Origin of the sequence: Solwaraspora sp. WMMA2059, assembly GCF_027497315.1 — a bacterium.
Taxonomy (GTDB): domain Bacteria; phylum Actinomycetota; class Actinomycetes; order Mycobacteriales; family Micromonosporaceae; genus Micromonospora_E.
The window spans coordinates 2,675,452-2,688,289 of the sequence record NZ_CP114908.1 but is presented as its reverse complement, the minus strand read 5'-3'; the positions used below and the strand labels follow the sequence as shown (position 1 = coordinate 2,688,289).

Annotated in this window: 15 protein-coding genes and 1 riboswitch; of the genes, 12 read left to right on the top strand and 3 right to left on the bottom strand. The window is 71.0% G+C overall.

The window, feature by feature from the left end; genetic code table 11:
- Window positions 1–49 precede the first annotated feature (49 nt).
- Together O7553_RS12405 and O7553_RS12400 are read right to left on the bottom strand one after the other, a co-directional pair.
- On the bottom strand, window positions 50–1,258 hold the full coding sequence (locus tag O7553_RS12405) for a cytochrome P450 (RefSeq protein ID WP_281554940.1): 1,209 nt from the start codon (window positions 1,256–1,258) through the stop codon (window positions 50–52).
- Between the two features lie 224 nt (window positions 1,259–1,482).
- Entirely contained in the window at window positions 1,483–2,043 is a 561-nt protein-coding gene (locus tag O7553_RS12400) for a hypothetical protein (protein ID WP_281554939.1), read from the bottom strand.
- Between the two features lie 106 nt (window positions 2,044–2,149).
- Here O7553_RS12400 and O7553_RS12395 point away from each other — a divergent pair, with 106 nt between their 5' ends.
- The 11 genes from O7553_RS12395 to gcvP all read left to right on the top strand — a co-directional run bounded on the left by O7553_RS12395 (window position 2,150) and on the right by gcvP (window position 11,772).
- Complete coding sequence (locus O7553_RS12395; RefSeq protein WP_281554938.1) at window positions 2,150–2,548, top strand: hypothetical protein; 399 nt, start codon at window positions 2,150–2,152, stop codon at window positions 2,546–2,548.
- A gap of 118 nt (window positions 2,549–2,666) precedes the next feature.
- A complete protein-coding gene (locus O7553_RS12390) occupies window positions 2,667–3,299 on the top strand; it encodes a CDP-alcohol phosphatidyltransferase family protein (protein ID WP_281554937.1) in 633 nt (210 codons plus the stop codon).
- On the top strand, window positions 3,296–4,222 hold the full coding sequence (locus O7553_RS12385; RefSeq protein ID WP_281554936.1) for a DUF881 domain-containing protein: 927 nt from the start codon (window positions 3,296–3,298) through the stop codon (window positions 4,220–4,222). The genes O7553_RS12390 and O7553_RS12385 overlap by 4 nt, the downstream gene beginning before the upstream one ends.
- The gene (locus tag O7553_RS12380; protein WP_123601612.1) at window positions 4,219–4,551 is read left to right on the top strand and encodes a small basic family protein; all 333 of its coding nucleotides are present in this window, start codon (window positions 4,219–4,221) and stop codon (window positions 4,549–4,551) included. The genes O7553_RS12385 and O7553_RS12380 overlap by 4 nt, the downstream gene beginning before the upstream one ends.
- A gap of 85 nt (window positions 4,552–4,636) precedes the next feature.
- The gene (locus O7553_RS12375) at window positions 4,637–5,443 is read left to right on the top strand and encodes a DUF881 domain-containing protein (RefSeq protein WP_281554935.1); all 807 of its coding nucleotides are present in this window, start codon (window positions 4,637–4,639) and stop codon (window positions 5,441–5,443) included.
- 69 nt (window positions 5,444–5,512) lie between these two features.
- A complete protein-coding gene (gcvH, locus tag O7553_RS12370; RefSeq protein ID WP_281554934.1) occupies window positions 5,513–5,893 on the top strand; it encodes a glycine cleavage system protein GcvH in 381 nt (126 codons plus the stop codon).
- A gap of 218 nt (window positions 5,894–6,111) precedes the next feature.
- Window positions 6,112–6,564 carry an FHA domain-containing protein gene (locus O7553_RS12365; protein WP_123601610.1) on the top strand — a complete coding sequence of 151 codons (453 nt, stop codon included), beginning with the start codon at window positions 6,112–6,114 and terminating at the stop codon, window positions 6,562–6,564.
- Between the two features lie 123 nt (window positions 6,565–6,687).
- Window positions 6,688–7,389, top strand: coding sequence for a MerR family transcriptional regulator (locus tag O7553_RS12360; protein ID WP_281555587.1), 702 nt, complete (start codon window positions 6,688–6,690; stop codon window positions 7,387–7,389).
- A gap of 92 nt (window positions 7,390–7,481) precedes the next feature.
- Window positions 7,482–7,946 carry a bifunctional nuclease family protein gene (locus O7553_RS12355; protein WP_123604662.1) on the top strand — a complete coding sequence of 155 codons (465 nt, stop codon included), beginning with the start codon at window positions 7,482–7,484 and terminating at the stop codon, window positions 7,944–7,946.
- Between the two features lie 158 nt (window positions 7,947–8,104).
- Complete coding sequence (locus O7553_RS12350; RefSeq protein WP_281554933.1) at window positions 8,105–8,674, top strand: MerR family transcriptional regulator; 570 nt, start codon at window positions 8,105–8,107, stop codon at window positions 8,672–8,674.
- Between the two features lie 103 nt (window positions 8,675–8,777).
- Window positions 8,778–8,875, top strand: a riboswitch (glycine riboswitch).
- A 68-nt stretch (window positions 8,876–8,943) separates the two neighbouring features.
- On the top strand, window positions 8,944–11,772 hold the full coding sequence (gene gcvP / locus O7553_RS12345; protein WP_281554932.1) for an aminomethyl-transferring glycine dehydrogenase: 2,829 nt from the start codon (window positions 8,944–8,946) through the stop codon (window positions 11,770–11,772).
- 48 nt (window positions 11,773–11,820) lie between these two features.
- Here gcvP and O7553_RS12340 read toward each other — a convergent pair whose 3' ends face one another.
- Entirely contained in the window at window positions 11,821–12,021 is a 201-nt protein-coding gene (locus tag O7553_RS12340) for a DUF5999 family protein (RefSeq protein WP_278174506.1), read from the bottom strand.
- 275 nt (window positions 12,022–12,296) lie between these two features.
- Between O7553_RS12340 and O7553_RS12335 the strand changes: the two genes are divergently transcribed.
- The gene (locus tag O7553_RS12335) at window positions 12,297–12,812 is read left to right on the top strand and encodes a peptide deformylase (protein ID WP_281554931.1); all 516 of its coding nucleotides are present in this window, start codon (window positions 12,297–12,299) and stop codon (window positions 12,810–12,812) included.
- Window positions 12,813–12,838 lie beyond the last annotated feature (26 nt).

The window sequence follows — 12,838 nt, the reverse complement described above, 5'->3', positions numbered from 1 at the left end:
CCGATGGCCGGCATGGTCCGGGCCGCGCGTCGGGCCCGGCGGAGGAGGATCAACCCCAGGTCACCGGCATCGCGTTCAACCCGCGGACCAGCAGGCCGGTCTTCCACACCAGCTGATCCTCGGGTACGGCCAGCCGTAGCTGCGGCAGCCGCCGCACCACCGCCTCCACCGCCACCTGCAGCTCCATCCTGGCCAGTTGGGCGCCGAGACAATGGTGTACGCCGTGGCCGAAGCCGACGTGCGGGTTGACGGTCCGGGTCAGGTCCAGCCGGTCCGGGTCGGTGAAGACCTCGGGGTCGCGGTTGGCCGCCGACAACGATCCGATGACCGGTTCACCGGCCCGGACGAGTACTCCGCCGACCTCGACGTCGACGGTGGCGTACCGGGCGAACGAGGAGGCGGCGCCGAGCGGAACGTACCGGGTCAGTTCCTCGACGGCGCCCGGCACCAGGGCCGGGTCGGCGCGCAGGGCGGCGAACTGGTCCGGCTGGGTGAGCAGGACGTAGACGAAGTTGGGGATCTGGGTCACGGTGGTCTCGTGGCCGGCGGCCAGCAGTCCGGCGGCGAGCTGCACGAGTTCGGTCTCGGTGAGCCGGCTCGCGTCGGTGTCCCGGGCGTGGACCATGGCGCCGAGCAGGTCGTCGGTCGGGTGCCGGCGGCGCTGTTCCACCAGTCCGGCGATGTAGCCGTGCAGGTTCTCGAGATACCCCGTTACCTGCTCGGGGGAGAGCGAGGTGGTGGACACGACCGCTTCGCTCCAAGTGTGGAAGTGTTCCCGGTCGGCGTAGGGGACGCCGAGCAGTTCGCAGATGACCCGGACCGGCAGCGGGGTGGCGAACCGTTCGACGAGGTCGGCTGGCGGCCCGTCGCCGATCATGCCGGTCAGCAGTTCGTCGGCGAACTGCCGGGTCTGTGGTCGGAGCTGTTCGACCCGCCGGCCGGTGAACGCCTTGGCGACCAGGCGTCGGAGCCGGGTGTGTTCCGGCGGATCCATCGACAGGATTCCGCCCTCGATCTGTCGGGGGGTGATCCGTGGTTCGTCACGGCCGACGCTGGCGGCGCGGGAGAACCGGGCGTCGCCGAGGACGAACCGGACGTCGGCGTGCCGGGTGGCCAGCCAGGCCGGTTCCCCAAACGGCAACTGGACCCGTACCAGCGTCCGGTCCTGCTGCAGTTGCCGGTAGGTGTCGTCGAGGTTGAGACGGTCAGGCGCGGTGAAGGGGTAGCTGCGGGGTTCGGCGGCACGGAGTTCGGGCATGGTTCACCTCCTGGCGGGGGGACGGTCGCGTACCGGTAGTGACGCCCAGCCTGCGTGACCGGCACGTGACGCTCTGATACTAGAGAGGTCTCTCGATTGATCGCAGCCCGGTGGCGTCTTCGGTTCCCTCAACCTAGCGTCCTAGCCTGCTCTACGAGGTGTGTCAACATAGCGCACGGAGAACCAAACTCCATCGAATCGGAGGCTCGGCAGTACCTCTGGGGTCAGCTCCGGCCGGCGGCATCGTCGGGCTGGGCGTGGGAGAACAGCACCGGGGTCACCGGCCGGGCCCGGGAAGGCTCGGGGGTCGGTGGGTTGCCCGCCCCGGACTCCGCCGGCTGGTGTTCACCGGTGAGTACCAGCAGTTCGTAGGCCCGTTCGGCGGGCAGCCGACCGGTGACGATCGCGATCCGGAGCGGCACGGGCGGGGTTCCGGCGACGACGGCGACGGGCAGATCGAGCACTCTCGGGTTGACCTGCCGACCGGCGAGGTGCCCGGCGGCCGCCGGGGGCAGGTCCCGCCAGGGACGTACGGTCTGCTCGGTGAATCCGTGGCTGGCCCACTGGTCAGCCTCCGCGTTGACCCGGTCGGCGACGTGCTGTGGCACCACGTCGCGGCCGCCGAGGTCGTCGCTGAGCAGCGCTCGGGCGAGCGGGCTGAGCTGGTCGACCGGATACCACCGGGTCCGCTGGGTACGACGGCGGGAGATGTCGCCGGGTGAGGCGTCGGCCGCGGACCGGTCACGCCGGGCGTCTGGTTCAAGGTGGGCCGGCATGCCCACCATCCAAGCATGATCGACCGCCGTCCGATGGCAAGGGGTCGCAGGTAGCGGGGATGTCGGAACCGGGGGGGCGGAGTTTGCCGGCAACCCGTGCGGGTAGCCGCGCCGGGTGGCCGAGGAGCGGCAGACGGTGGCACCGACGGCGGGCGTCGGGTCGCCGCTCGACGAACGGTGGGAGTACGGGTACCTGTACTTCGTGCAGACGGTGGCACCTGCCGAAGGGGGTAAGCGGCCGGCTGCCGGGCCGACGGTCACCGTGGTCGCTGACGGCGCGGGGCACCGGTGTCGGGTGCTGACCGGTCGACGGCTGGAGGTGCTCAACGAACTGGGTGGACAGGGTTGGATCGTCAGCGACGGTCTGTGGAGCCCGGAGCAGGCCCGGTGGCTGGCTGAACTGGTGGCCGGGGTGGACGGGGTGGAGCGGATGGTCGGTTACTGGCAGTCGTTCATGCGCCGGCGGGTGGCCGTCGGCGGCGACGGCCACGGTGAGTCGGAAGGTGGTGGGTGAGGGGCGCGTTATAGTGGCGCTCGCCAGGTGACAGTGCCCCTTGGGGGACCGTCGGGCTCGTTCGCCGCCGCTCGTTTCCGGTCCGGTGGGACAGGCCGGTCGGGGCGGGGGAGAGGAAGTGTCGGTGTCGCGTCCGTCCGCGCAGTCCGCGTCGACGCGGACCGATGTGGCGAGTCAGGTCTTCACCATTCCTAATCTGATCAGTCTTGTCCGTTTGCTAGGTGTACCACTGTTTCTGTACCTGTTTCTGGTGCACCGTGCGGACGTCGCGGCGTTGCTGGTGCTGGCCGTCGGCGGGACCAGTGACTGGGTGGACGGGTTCGTCGCGCGCCGGATCCGTCAGGTGTCCCGGCTCGGCGAACTACTGGACCCACTCGCCGACCGGCTGTACATCCTGGCCACGTTGCTGGCGTTCACGGCCCGCGAGGTGATGCCGTGGCAGTTCACGGTGGCGTTGCTCAGTCGTGAGGTGCTGCTGGCCGGCTGCCTCGTCGTGTTACGCCGATTTGGCTACGGACCACCACAGGTGCACTATGTAGGAAAGACTGCGACTTTCGTACTTTTGGCGGCGTTTCCTATTCTGTTGCTGTCCGCAGTGCTGGGATTCACCCCGACGGCGACGGTGGTGGCCGCGGTCGGGTGGGGTCTGGCCTGGTGGGGTCTGGCGCTGTACTGGATCGCCGGCCTGTTGTACGTACGGCAGACCATGGCGTTGGTCCGGGCCGCCGGAGCAGAAACGGAGCGGGCATGAGCGAGGCGGACCGCAGCGGTTCCGGCCCGCACCGTGGGTACGCGCCGGACTTTCTGACCGAACTGTTCCGGGCACCGCTGGATCCCGGCTACACGGACGCGGCGGCCCGCCGTTCGGTGGTAGGACCACCGCAGGGTTGGCGTCGGGTGACGGCACGGGCGGCGATGGCCGTGTCGATGGCCGCGGTCGGCTTCCTGGTGGTGCTCGCCTACCAGAAGACGGTGGCGGAGGAGCCAAGCAGGTCGCAGGCACGGGCCGGCCTGGTGGAGCAGGTTACCCAGCGCCAGACGGAGACCGACGAGCTGCAGAACCGCGTGGACACATTGCGGGACGAGGTGGCCCGGGAGCGCGACACGGTGCTGGACGGGGCCCGGGCGGCGGACCTGCGCGACCTGGAAGCCGCCGCCGGGCTGGCCCGGGTCACCGGGGACGGGGTGGTCGTCGAGTTGGCGGATGCGCCGGAGGTGGTGGATCCGGTGACCGGTGAGGGGTCGGTCAGTGAGTTGGGTCGGGTGTTGGACCGGGATCTTCAGGACGTGGCCAACGCCCTGTGGAGCGTCGGCGCCGAGGCGGTCGCGGTCAACGGGAGACGGCTGACCGCGACCTCGACGATCCGGGCGGCGGGCAGCGCCATCCTGGTCGATTTCCGGCCGGTGACCGGCCCGTACGAGGTGACGGCGATCGGCCCGCCGTCGATGGTCGAGGCGTTTCGGACCAGCCAGGCGGCCGCGGTGCTACGGGCGGTCTCGGCCGATCACGGGTTGTCGTTCGGGGTCCGTTCGGCTGATGATCTGATGTTGCCGGCGGCGAGCGAGCCGCAGCTGCGGTACGCCCGTGCACCGTCGGCGTCGGCGTCGTCCAGCCCGTCCGGGACGGGAGGCGCCGACCCGTCCGTGACCGCCTCGGGAGGAGGCCCTCGATGATCGCCGTGTTGGCGCTGCTCGCCGGAATGCTGCTGGGGATCTATTTCGACCCGGTGGTGCCGGCGGTGCTGCAGCCGTACCTGCCGATCGCGGTGGTGGCGGCGTTGGACGCGGTGTTCGGCGGGGTCCGGGCGAAGTTGGACGGGATCTTCGACGACAAGCAGTTCGTGATCTCATTCATCTCGAACGTTCTGGTGGCGGGTCTGATCGTGTATCTGGGCGATCAGTTGGGGGTGGGCGGGCAGTTGTCCACCGGCGTCGTGGTGGTGCTCGGGGTGCGGATCTTCGGCAACGTGGCGGCGATTCGACGTCATCTGTTCCGGGCGTGAGGCGTGGCTGATGGTGGAACGTAGGAGTACCGGTACGGGCTGGCCGGTTGAGGGTCCGGCGCGGTCGCCGGGTGCGGGTGGGCGGGTGCCGGCAGGGTCCGAGGAACGGGCGGACGCCGCCGGGGTACCGCCGGTGGACGGTCCCGACGCCGCGGTCGGCGGTGACGGGCCGGCGGGTGCCGGCGCGGGTCGGGGTTCCCGGCGGGTGTCCACGGCCGGGCTGATGATCGTGGGTCTGCTGGTGCTGCTCGGGTTCACCCTCGCCGTTCAGGTCCGCAGCACGTCGACGGACCCGACGTTGGCGGCGGCCCGCCAGGAGGATCTGGTGCGGATCCTGTCGGATCTGGAGGCCCGGGAGGAGCGGCTGCGGCAGGACATCGCGGAGCTGGAGGCGAGTCAGCGGCAGTTGACCTCGGGTGCCGAGGGCCGGGCGGCGGCGTTGGAGGAGGCGTCGCGTCGGGCGGACGAGCTGGGGGTGCTGGGTGGCAGTCTGCCGGCGCAGGGGCCGGGCCTGCGGGTGCGGTTCGTCGCCGGTCGGGAGCCGATCCGGGCGTCGGATCTGCTGGACGCGGTGCAGGAGCTGCGGGGTGCGGGCGCCGAGGTGATGCAGATCAGCGGCGGGGACGGTCGGTCGGTGCGGATCGTGGCGAGCAGCTACCTGCTGGACGTCGACGGCGGCGTGGAGGTGGACGCTGTGCGGTTGACCGGCCCGTACGAGGTGCTGGTGATCGGGGAGCCGTCGACGATGCGGACGGCGTTGAACATTCCGGGTGGGGTGGTGGCTTCGGTGTCCGGTGACGGCGGTACGGTGATCGTCGAGGAGCGCGACGTGGTCGAGGTGTCGGCCTTGAGCGATCCGAGCCAGCTGCGGTACGCCCGCCCGGTCTCCTGATCGGACGGGATGTTGTCGGCGGGTGGAGCGTCAGTGGTGGTGAGTGGTGCACAGACCGAAGGACCGGCCGTGATTCCAGAGGATCTGCGGTATACCGCGGAGCATGAGTGGGTGGCGGGCGACGCCGCTGGTCCTGTGCGGGTGGGTGTGACCCATTTCGCGCAGGAGGCGTTGGGTGACATCGTGTTCGTCGAGTTGCCTGCGGTCGGTGCCGAGGTGACGGCGGGTGAGCCGTGCGGTGAGATCGAGTCGACGAAGAGCGTGTCGGAGATCTACGCGCCGTTGACCGGCACGGTGGTGGCCCGTAACGAGACGCTGGTGGACGCACCGGAGACGGTCAATGCCGACCCGTACGGTGCCGGTTGGCTGGTGCAGTTGGCACCGGCTGATCCGCAGGCGGTGAGCGGGTTGCTCGACGCCGCGGCGTACCGGGAGCTCACCGAGCGCTGACCCGGCGGGGGCGGCGAGGTATCGTGTGCCCGCGAGTCTTGTTGACCCTTGTTTTCGGCGCTGGCTAGGCTCGCCCAGTCGACCGAGAAGCCAACAACAGTTGAGCGTTGCGGAGATTGCCGTCCTGGCACGGGGGAGCTTGCGCCTTGCGATCGTTCAAGGTCTGGTGGCCGACCCGACACACCCGACGCCGACCGAACAGATCCGTGAGGTGGTCCATGACTCGCCCAGACGACGAGTTCCCCCCGCTCGACGTCACGTCGACGTTGAACCTCGGTTCGCTCGACGAAGTGCTGGAGGGGCCGGACGCCGACGTGGTGCCGAGCCGGATGTCGGGTTCGTTGCCGCCGGGGATGGCGTTGCTGGTGGTGCGGCGGGGCCCGAACGCGGGGGCCCGGTTCCTGCTGGACCACGATGTGACGACGAGCGGCCGGCATCCGGACAGTGACATTTTCCTGGACGACGTGACGGTGTCGCGGCGGCATGCGGAGTTCCACCGGGACGGCGGTACCTTCACGGTGCGCGATGTGGGTAGCCTGAACGGCACCTATGTCAATCGTGAGCGGGTGGAGGCGGCGACCCTGAGCAACGGTGACGAGGTCCAGATCGGGAAGTTCCGGCTGGTCTTCATCGCCGGTCCGCGGCCGGACGAGGAGGCCGGCCGCGGTTGAGGTCCGGGGCGCGGACGGAGGTGGCTTCGTGCGCGGTGTGTGGCTGACGCCGGTCGGTGAGCCGGGGGTGTCGTGGTGAGTGAGCAGGCGGCGGCCCGGGAGGACGTGGCCGGTTCGTCGTTGATGAGTATCGGCGAGGTGCTGGCCCAGCTTCGCCCGGAGTTTCCGGACACGACGATTTCGAAGTTGCGGTTCCTGGAGGCCGAGGGCCTGGTGGAGCCGCAGCGGACGCCGTCGGGTTACCGCAAGTACAGCTGGGACGATCTGGACCGGTTGCGTTTCGTCCTGACGGCGCAGCGGGACCAGTATCTTCCGCTGCGGGTGATCCGTGAGCAGTTGGCGGCGCGGGACGCCGAGTCGGCGGCGGGCCGGTCGCGTCCGACGTTGGTGGCGGTCGGTCCGTCCGGTGAGGTGCCGGGCCGGTCGCCGGTGCCGGCGCAGGCTCAGCCGGCGCAGTCCCGGCTGAGCCGTACGGACCTGCTGTCCCGAAGTGGTCTCGAGTCGGCGACGTTGGCTGAGGTGGAGCGGCTGGGGCTGGTGGTCGCGGTGGCGCCTGGCTGGTACGACGCGGATGCGCTGGTGATCGCCACGGCGGTGGCGGGGCTGCTGAGGCATGGCCTCGAGGTGCGCCATCTGCGGGCGGTGCGGGCGGCTGCGGACCGCGAGTCGGGTTTGTTCGCCCAGCTGGTGGCGCCGTTGGCGCGGCAGAGTGATCCGGCTGCCCGGGCTCGGGCGGCGGAGACGGCGCGGGAGCTGATCGGGTTGTCGCAGCAGCTTCACGCGGCGCTGGTGCGGGCGGGTCTGCGGGAGGCGCTCGGCCGGTGAGGTGACTGGCGGGACCGGACGGTGGCGCTGTGGTCCGTGTACCGTGCAGGGAGGGCCGGAGCGGGTTTGGTGACGACGACACGGAGGCGGCGGTGCGTGAGCTGAGCGTGGTCGGGGTGCGGGTGGAGTTGCCCACCAACCAGCCGATCGTGCTGCTGCGTGAGGTGGACGGGGACCGTTACCTGCCGATCTGGATCGGTGCGGTGGAGGCCACGGCGATCGCGTACGAGCAGCAGGGCGTGAAGCCGGCGCGGCCGTTGACGCATGATCTGTTGCGGGACGTGTTGGCCGCAGTGCGGGCACCGCTGCAGGCGGTGGAGATCACCGAGTTGAAGGACAACGTCTTCTACGCGGACCTGGTCATCGGTGACAGTGTGCGGGTTTCGGCGCGGCCGAGCGATTCGATCGCGTTGGCGTTGCGGGTCGGTGCTCCGATTCGTTGTGCTGAGCAGGTGCTGTCCGAGGCGGGCATCCTGATTCCGGATGAGCAGGAGGACGAGGTCGAGAAGTTCCGGGAGTTCCTGGATCAGGTGCGTCCGGAGGATTTCGCGGGCTGACCGCCGCCAGCGGGTGTCATGCCCGTGGCGTGGTCGCCCGCACGCGGCGTGTCGCGGCCCGGGTTGCCTGGTACGGCCCTCTGCCGGCGTTACGCTGGTCCTGTCGATCGGCTCATGTTCCGTCCTGGTGTGGGCCGCACTGACGGGGAGGTTTCCGTATGCCCGCACAGCGAGAGCCGGAGCCGGGGTCGTCTGATGATGTGGACGGGGCCGGTTCGGACGCCGACGCCGTCGGCTATCGCGGAGTGACCGCCTGCCACGCGGTGGGGATCAGTTACCGGCAGTTGGACTATTGGGCGCGGACGACGCTGGTGGTGCCGAGCGTGCGTGACGCGTCAGGTTCGGGTTCGCAGCGGCTGTACTCGTTCCGCGATCTGGTGGTGTTGAAGGTGGTCAAGCGGCTGCTGGACGCCGGTGTGTCGCTGCAGAACATCCGTAAGGCGATCGAGACGTTGCGGTCGCGCGGGGTCGGGGACCTGGCGGGGATCACCCTGATATCGGACGGGACGACGGTGTACGAGTGCCGTTCCCCTGAGGAGGTCGTCGACCTGTTGCAGGGCGGCCAGGGTGTGTTCGGCATCGCGATCGGCGGGGCGTTCAAGGAGATTCAGGGGTCGTTGTCGCAGCTTCCGGCGGAGCCGGCGGTAACTTCCGAGCCGGAGGTGGTGGCTCCGGTGGCCGGGGGCGACGAGTTGGCGGCGCGGCGGGCGCGGCGACGCGCCGGCTGAACCCGCGGGGCGGTGCAGCGGCAGCGGTCGGGGCGGGCTTCGTGATCGACGTCACCGCCCCGCCCCGTAGGGCGGGTGCTGCCGGTAGCGTGGAGACCGCCGTACATCCCGTGTGGGAGAGACCGTCCGCTACCCGGTGGGCGGCGCCGAAGGGGCAAATCCTCCCCGGAACCTCTCAGGCAGAAGGACCACGCGGGTTGGCGACTCTGGAGGCGGCGGCGCCGACAGAGGGGGAGGTTGCCTGCCGACCTCGTCCCGGGAGCCGCCTGGTGAGTGCCTCGTCCTTGTTCGTCGACCGCCACGTCGGCATCGATCCGGTCGCCCAGCAGCGGATGCTGGATGTCGTCGGGTACGCCAGCATCGCTGACCTGATGGACGCCGCCATTCCCGAGGTGATCCGCTGGCGGGGCCGGCTGGACCTGCCGGAACCGGCCAGCGAGCCGGAGGTGACGGCCGCGTTGCGGCGGCTGGCCGACGCGAACACGGCGGCGGTGTCGATGATCGGCGCCGGCTACCACGGCACCCACACGCCGGCGGTGATTCGCCGCAACGTGCTGGAGAATCCCGCCTGGTACACCGCCTACACCCCGTACCAGCCGGAGATCAGCCAGGGCCGGTTGCAGGCGCTGCTGACGTTCCAGACGATGGTGTCGGATCTGACCGGGCTGGCCACGGCGAACGCGTCGATGCTCGATGAGGCGACCGCTGCGGCGGAGGCGATGACGTTGGCGCGGCGGGCGTCGAAGGCACGTAGCGACGTGTACGTGGTGGACGCCGACACGTTGCCGCAGACGGTGGCGGTGCTGCGGACCCGGGCGGAGCCGCTGGGCGTGCAGGTCCGGGTGTGTGACGTGCAGGCCGGCCTGCCGGACGAGTTCTTCGGGCTGCACCTGCAGTTCCCGGGCGTGTCGGGGCGGCTGCGTGACGACGCCCCGGTGGTGGCGGCGGCGCACGCCGCCGGGGCGCTGGTGACGGTGGCGGCGGACCTGTTGGCGTTGACGCTGCTGCGCCCGCCGGGGGCGTACGGTGCGGACGTGGCGGTCGGCACCACGCAACGGTTCGGGGTGCCGATGGGCTTCGGCGGTCCGCACGCCGGCTACCTGGCGGTGCGTTCCGGTCTGGAACGGATGCTGCCGGGACGGCTGGTCGGGGTGTCCCGGGACGTGGCCGGTGACCGGGCGTACCGGCTGGCGTTGCAGACCCGGGAACAGCACATCCGCCGGGAGCGGGCGACCAGCAACATCTGCACGGCGCAGGTGCTGCTGGCGGTCATGGCCGCCATGTACGCGGTGTACCACGGCCCGCAGGGGTTGACGGCGATCGCGCAGCGTACCCATGCGATGGCGGCCCGGTTGCGGGCCGGTCTGGCCGACGGCGGGGTCACGGTGGCGGACGGGCCGTTGTTCGACACGGTGACCGCGGCGGTGCCGGGTGGGGCCGCTGCGGTGGTGGCGCGGGCGGCGGACCGGGGGGTGAACCTGCGGCTGGTGGACGCCGACACGGTGGCGGTGGCGTGTGACGAGACCACCACCGAGGAGCATCTGGCGGTGGTGTGGGCGGCGTTCGGGGTGGCCGGGTACGCGGGGGAGACGCCGGCGCTGCTTCCGGCCGAGTGGCGGCGCACCGGTGAGTTCCTCACCCATGAGGTGTTCCACGCGTACCGCAGCGAGACGGCGATGCTGCGGTATCTGCGGCGGCTCGCGGACCTCGACTACGCCCTGGACCGGGGGATGATCCCGTTGGGGTCGTGCACGATGAAGTTGAACGCGGCGGTGCAGATGGAGCCGGTCAGTTGGCCGGGGTTCGCCGACGTGCACCCGCTGGCGCCGGCCGGGCAGACGGCCGGGTACCGGCGGTTGATCGGCGAGTTGGAGCGTTGGCTGGCGGAGGTGACCGGCTACGACGCGGTCAGTGTGCAGCCCAACGCCGGGTCGCAGGGGGAGCTGGCCGGGCTGTTGGCGATCCGCGGCTTCCACCGGTCGCGGGGGCAGGCGCGCCGGGTCGTGTGCCTGATTCCGTCGTCGGCGCACGGCACGAACGCGGCGAGCGCGGTGATGGCGGGCATGCGGGTGGTGGTGGTCGGCTGCGACGCCGACGGCAACGTCGATGTCGACGACGCGGCGCGGCTGATCGCCGTACACCGGGACGACCTGGCGGCGATGATGGTGACGTATCCGTCGACGCACGGCGTGTACGAGGACGGCATCGCCGAGTTGTGTGCCCGGGTGCACGACGCCGGCGGGCAGGTGTACGTCGACGGGGCGAACCTGAACGCGTTGCTGGGGTTCGCCCGGCCGGGCCGGTTCGGGGCGGACGTGTCGCACCTGAACCTGCACAAGACGTTCTGCATTCCGCACGGCGGCGGCGGGCCGGGGGTGGGGCCGGTCGCGGTGCGGGCGCATCTGGCGCCGTTCCTGCCGGGTGATCCGGTCGGCGGCGACGATGCCGACCGGCCGGTGGTGTCGGGCGCCCGGTACGGTTCGGCCGGGATTCTGCCGATCCCGTGGGCGTATCTGCGGCTGATGGGTGCCGACGGGCTGGTGCGGGCCACCTGGGCGGCGGTGCTGGCGGCCAACTATGTGGCGGCGCGGCTGCGGCCGCATTTCCCGGTCCTGTACGCCGGCAACAAGGGCCTGGTGGCGCACGAGTGTGTGCTGGACCTGCGGGCGTTGACCCGGGCAACCGGGGTGACCGTCGAGGACGTGGCGAAACGGTTGATCGACTACGGGTTCCACGCGCCGACGATGTCGTTCCCGGTGTCCGGCACGCTGATGGTGGAGCCGACCGAGAGTGAGGACCTGGCCGAGCTGGACCGGTTCTGCGACGCGATGATCGCGATCCGGTCGGAGATCGACGACGTCGCGGCGGGCCGGTGGCCGGTGGCGGACAGCCCGTTGCGGCAGGCACCGCACTCGGCGGCGCTGGTCACCGCCGACGAGTGGGTGCTGCCGTACCCGCGGTCGGTGGCGGCGTACCCGGCGGGGCCGGGGCAGCGGGCCGGGAAGTACTGGCCGCCGGTGCGGCGGGTCGACAGCGCCTACGGTGACCGGAATCTGGTGTGCGCGTGTCCTCCGCCGGAGGCGTTCGCCGCCGGCTGAGTACGGGTCGGGTCGGCTCGACGGTGAGCCTGCGGTGGCCCCGGCCGGTCAGGCGGCGAGGGCGTGCCGGGCGGGGCCGCGGTGCGGGGCGATGCTGCTGCCGTCGGGAAGCAGCTCGCCGGTGTCCTCGAAAACGATGACACCGTTGCAGAGCAGGCTCCAGCCCTGTTCGCGGAAGCAGGCGACGACGCGGGCCGCTTCCCGGTCGACGGCGTCAGCCGAGGGACAGATCGGTTGGTGCTGGCACATCGGGATCTCCGGGAACTGTGGGGGGTGCTGTGTCATGGTTCACATGACCAGTGATGAACGTTACCAAGCCGAACGACACCGTTCCGGGCAGGTGACGGCCTGCGGAACCAAGAATCCTCCCTTCGGCCGATGCATGTCCGACCGGTCGGCGTGGAAACGCTCCCACACATCCTAGGCCCCGGCCGCCACCCGCCGCCGGCTCCGACGAACTCCACCATCCGCACACCCGGCCCGCCGCCCGCCACCCGCGCCACGCCCCGGGTAGCCTGACCGCCATGACCATGCGCCCGATCCGGATCATCGGCGACGCCGTGCTGCGCACCCCCGCCGAGCCGGTCACCGACTTCGACGACACCCTGCGCGCACTGGTCACCGACCTGATGGACACCCTGCTCGGCGCCCCCGGTCGCGCCGGCGTCGCCGCCCCGCAGATCGGCGTCAGCGCCCGCGTGTTCGTCTACGACGCCGACGGCCACCGCGGCCACGTCGTCAACCCCCGGCTCGAACCACCCGCCGGCGCCCTGTCACCCGACGACACCGACACCGACGACGAAGGCTGCCTGTCCATCCCCGGCCTGTACTTCCCGACCACCCGCGCCCGCCACGCCACCGTCCACGGCGTCGACCAGCACGGCCAACCCGTCACCGTCACCGGCAGCGGATTCCTCGCCCGCGCCCTGCAACACGAAACCGACCACCTCGACGGCCGCCTCTACGTCGACACCCTGCGCGGCGACACCCGCCGCCGGGCGCTGCGTGAGATCCGCGCCGCCCACTGGGCCCGCCGCTGACCCCCGGCCCGACCCCGACCCCGGCG

Excerpts from the sequence above, each read along its gene's own strand:
- O7553_RS12405 (WP_281554940.1), bottom strand. The coding sequence starts at position 1,258 with ATGCCCGAACTCCGTGCCGCCGAACCCCGCAGCTACCCCTTCACCGCG.
- O7553_RS12400 (WP_281554939.1), bottom strand. The coding sequence starts at position 2,043 with ATGGTGGGCATGCCGGCCCACCTTGAACCAGACGCCCGGCGTGACCGG.
- O7553_RS12385 (WP_281554936.1), top strand. The coding sequence starts at position 3,296 with ATGAGCGAGGCGGACCGCAGCGGTTCCGGCCCGCACCGTGGGTACGCG.
- O7553_RS12380 (WP_123601612.1), top strand. The coding sequence starts at position 4,219 with ATGATCGCCGTGTTGGCGCTGCTCGCCGGAATGCTGCTGGGGATCTAT.
- O7553_RS12365 (WP_123601610.1), top strand. The coding sequence starts at position 6,112 with ATGACTCGCCCAGACGACGAGTTCCCCCCGCTCGACGTCACGTCGACG.
- O7553_RS12360 (WP_281555587.1), top strand. The coding sequence starts at position 6,688 with ATGAGTATCGGCGAGGTGCTGGCCCAGCTTCGCCCGGAGTTTCCGGAC.
- O7553_RS12350 (WP_281554933.1), top strand. The coding sequence starts at position 8,105 with ATGCCCGCACAGCGAGAGCCGGAGCCGGGGTCGTCTGATGATGTGGAC.
- O7553_RS12340 (WP_278174506.1), bottom strand. The coding sequence starts at position 12,021 with ATGTGCCAGCACCAACCGATCTGTCCCTCGGCTGACGCCGTCGACCGG.
- O7553_RS12335 (WP_281554931.1), top strand. The coding sequence starts at position 12,297 with ATGACCATGCGCCCGATCCGGATCATCGGCGACGCCGTGCTGCGCACC.